Below are 3,743 nucleotides of genomic sequence, written 5' to 3'. Positions count from 1 at the left end.
AAAGCGGCAGCCTTCACCTACCTCAGCGAACTCTTTGAAGCAGCTGCTAAGCCCTTCCGCTTCGACTTCCATGAAGTCCAGCTGACTGAATCCCGGCGTATCGGCGACGAGACCGCCATTGTTCAATGGAAGCAGCTCAACATGGCGGGTGGTATGCTTCCCTCTGCCCAAACGTTGAGAGATCTCATTGGTCTCCAAGTTGCGGCCGCTAATCATTTCATTCAGCAGAGAGGACTTGCCTACACCGGATTGTCCAGCGAAAACGCTGACCGCGCCTTCCAGATGATGCAGAATGGCTTCCACACCGACTCTCTGGCGAGAACTCGTTTTAACCACGGTATAGCCAATCCCCTCATAGAGTTTCGTAATCCGCTCCAGCTCCGCAACCGTCATCTCTTTGGGTGCAGCAGCGTCATTATGAGTTGACAATAGATCACTTTTGGTGAAGCAAAGTACGACTTCGATGCCTGTATTTTCAATATGAACAAGAAATTTATCTAGCAGCTGTAAATTCAGAACAGGTTCTGTAACTGAGAATACAAGTACAACCACGTTCACATTGGCAATCGGAGGACGGATCAGCTCTGAAGAGCGGGGCAGGATTTCAGTAACCGTCCCTTCCCCATTCTCCGTCTCCTCAAACATGACCCGATCCCCGACAAGAGGCGTTATCTTCCTGTTCTTAAAAACACCTCTACCACGGCAAGTAATCGTATTAACATCCTGGAGCTCCGCCCCTTCGGGCAGAACATAGTAATAACCGCTCAAAGCTTTAACAATCATTCCTTGCGGCATTAATTTGTGCCTCCAGTAGGTGGTTTAGAGGCAGCGCCGCCTGTTTGACCTTGCCCATTGCCGCCCACCGGAATAGCCGGCCCATTGTTTTGCTGTTTAGGCGATGACGAAGGTGAGACGCTTGGACTCGGCGAGACGGTCTTGCCGTTCTTTTGATCTAAATAATCTTGATAGGTACGTGTAATGGAATTAACCAAGTTGTCTCCTTCTTTAATCAAGATTACGGCTTTCTTATCCGGAGAAACAATGACTTTGACATCCAGGTTTTGAGGCTTCGATACTTTTTCCGTTTTGTATTCGAAATTCTCATACTGTGCATCGCTAACGACAATTTTAAATTCGGAATCCTTGCCTTCTGTCGTTGGCTTCACGGCAACACTGACGGTTAGTTGTCCAGCATCTTCCGGCAATCCATCGCTAATAATCAAAGAGATTTCAGAGCCAACGGAGACATCCGTATCTTTGTCAAAAGGAAATTGCTTAATTACTTTCCCTTTGGCAACCTTGTAGCTTTTCTCTCGTGTAATGCCGTTAGCAGGAAGCTTAAGGTTCAGCTTGGTAATTTGCGCCTTCGCTTCAGCCTCCGTCATGCCGACGAGATCCGGCATTTTGAACGTTTCCTTTGCTTTGCTTACGACGAAGGTAATCGCTGCTTTATCCAGATCAAACTCCTCCCCGACTAGGGGCGTTTGCTTCAGAATTGTGTCCGGCGGATCATCCGTCGTCGTTTGTGTGAACGTAATCTGATCGTCGCTAATCCCGAGCGCTTCCAGCTTCAGCTTGGCGTCTTTGAGCTGTTGTCCGATATAACTCTCCATCTTGATCTTCGGAGCGCCTTTACTGACGTACAACGTCACTTTGGTGCCTACGTTCATTCGCATGCCGCTAGGATTTTGACGGATGACCGTATCCTTAGGCGCTTTGCTCTCTGCATCCGTCTCCACGGTGAACCCAAGCTTGGCAGCTGTTAATTCGGCTTGCGCTTGGGTTAGCGTTTTGTTCACCACGTTAGGAACCTCCACCGTTTCGATGGCGAACATCCCTTTCACATAACCGACCGCGTACCACATAGCGCCAAGAATCATCAGCAAAATAACGATCCATACAAGCGGCTTAATCCAACCCTTCCCCTTCTTGGGAGCAGGTTCCTCGCGCCAAGCGGGCTTCTCAGGTTCGTCATCGTCGTCATCGAAGCTCGCAAGCTGATCCGCACGAATCGCTGGCATAACCAAGGTACGCTCCTCGTCCATTCCGTCGGCATCCCAAAAAGCTACTTTGGCTTCATTCCTGCGATCCGGGTTTAAGCACGTATCCAGATCCGCCATCATTAGCTTTGCAGACTGGTAGCGTTCATCGGGCTTTTTGCGCATGGCTTTCAGAATAATGTTTTCCACACTCTGCGGAATGAGAGGATTTACTTTACGAGGATCTTCTACATCTTCCTGCAAATGCTTCAAAGCCACGGAAATCGGACTTTCGCCTAGAAAAGGAAGCCGACCCGTCAGCATTTGATACATCACGATACCGAGGGAATACAAATCAGATTTCTCGCCAGTATTCGTACCTTTCGCATGCTCCGGCGAGAAATAATGCACAGAGCCGACAACGGCTCCCGTCTGCGTAATCGTGGAAGACGTAGCAGCCCGCGCGATACCGAAATCCGTCACTTTGACGCGGCCGTTTTTGCCGATCAAAATATTGTGCGGCTTAATATCGCGATGAATAATTTCATTATGATGAGCGTGATCGAGCGCATCTGCAATTTGGCTGGCGTAATGAACAGCGTCTTCCACCTGCAGTGGTGCTCTCTCCTTAATTAAATCATTCAAAGTAGTGCCTTCTATGTATTCCATTACAATATAATGCACATCTTCTTCTTGTCCCACGTCATAAATACTGACGACATTAGGATGAGAAAGGGAAGCGGCTGCTTGAGCTTCTCTGCGGAAACGACGAATGAACTCTTCGTCATTCACATACTGCTGTCGCAGTACTTTTACAGCCACTTTACGATTTAATAAAAGATCATGCCCTTTATAAACTAAAGCCATGCCGCCTCCGCCAATACGGTCTAGAATTTCATAGCGGCCCCCAAGCTTTCTACCGATCAATTCCCATCACCCCTTTTTTCGTCCGAATCAGAATCGTGTGCAAGTAAAACAACCGTTACGTTATCGTCCCCACCTTCATCCAGCGCGCTTTGAATCAATTGTGCTGCAGCAGCATCCAGCTCGGCATGCGATCTGATGATTCGTAAGATATCGCCCGAATCCACTAATCCGCTTAAACCGTCGGAACAGATCAGAATCGTATCCCCAGGCCGCCACGAATACTCGTATAAATCCACCTCTACACCAGGCTCTGTGCCCAGCGCTCGCGTAATCCAATTACGGCGAGGATGATGATCGGCTTCTTCAAGAGTTATCTGCCCGTTYTTCACAAGCTCATACACCAGGGAATGGTCTTCCGTTAGCTGAGTGATCGACTCACCGGCAATTTTGTACGCACGGCTGTCACCAATGTGACCGATGATCAGCAGTTCTTGGGAAGCAATCACAGCGACAACTGTCGTCCCCATGCCATGATAACTTTCTTGTCCAGAGGCAAATTCATAAATCTTCTCATTCGCCTTCTCGATCGCTTCCTTCAGCACTTGCTTGCATGCGTCAACGGGCATTCCCCAGTGAATGGATTGCAGTTCATTACTGATCATATCAATTGCCATTTGGCTGGCAATATCGCCAGCCTGGTGTCCCCCCATACCATCAGCGACAATAGCCAAAGAAAGGCCATTCAGCTCATGCTGTATGGCGGCGCGGTCCTCATTCACTAAACGGACCTTACCGATATCGGTGCGGCTTACCATCTTCATCCTGATTTCACCTCATGACTTGCTCTCCATATGCTTCGCGCGCAGTTGTCCGCATGCAGCAGCGATGTCACTGCCT

General features: G+C 48.9%; 3 protein-coding genes. All 3 read right to left on the bottom strand.

Annotation, left to right across the window (positions count from 1 at the left end):
• Positions 1-795 (bottom strand): ribosome small subunit-dependent GTPase A (rsgA, locus tag AC1DUA_RS28375; RefSeq protein WP_477502946.1); only part of this gene is annotated, 795 nt, incomplete at its 3' end.
• Entirely contained in the window at positions 795-2,906 is a 2,112-nt protein-coding gene (gene pknB / locus AC1DUA_RS28370) for a Stk1 family PASTA domain-containing Ser/Thr kinase (protein WP_477502945.1), read from the bottom strand. The genes rsgA and pknB, both read right to left, overlap by 1 nt.
• Complete coding sequence (locus AC1DUA_RS28365; RefSeq protein ID WP_477502944.1) at positions 2,903-3,667, bottom strand: Stp1/IreP family PP2C-type Ser/Thr phosphatase; 765 nt, start codon at positions 3,665-3,667, stop codon at positions 2,903-2,905. The genes pknB and AC1DUA_RS28365 overlap by 4 nt, the downstream gene beginning before the upstream one ends.
• Positions 3,668-3,743 lie beyond the last annotated feature (76 nt).

The organism is Paenibacillus sp. 01T422 (genome assembly GCF_056398785.1).
This window is presented reverse-complemented; position numbering and strand designations above follow the sequence as displayed.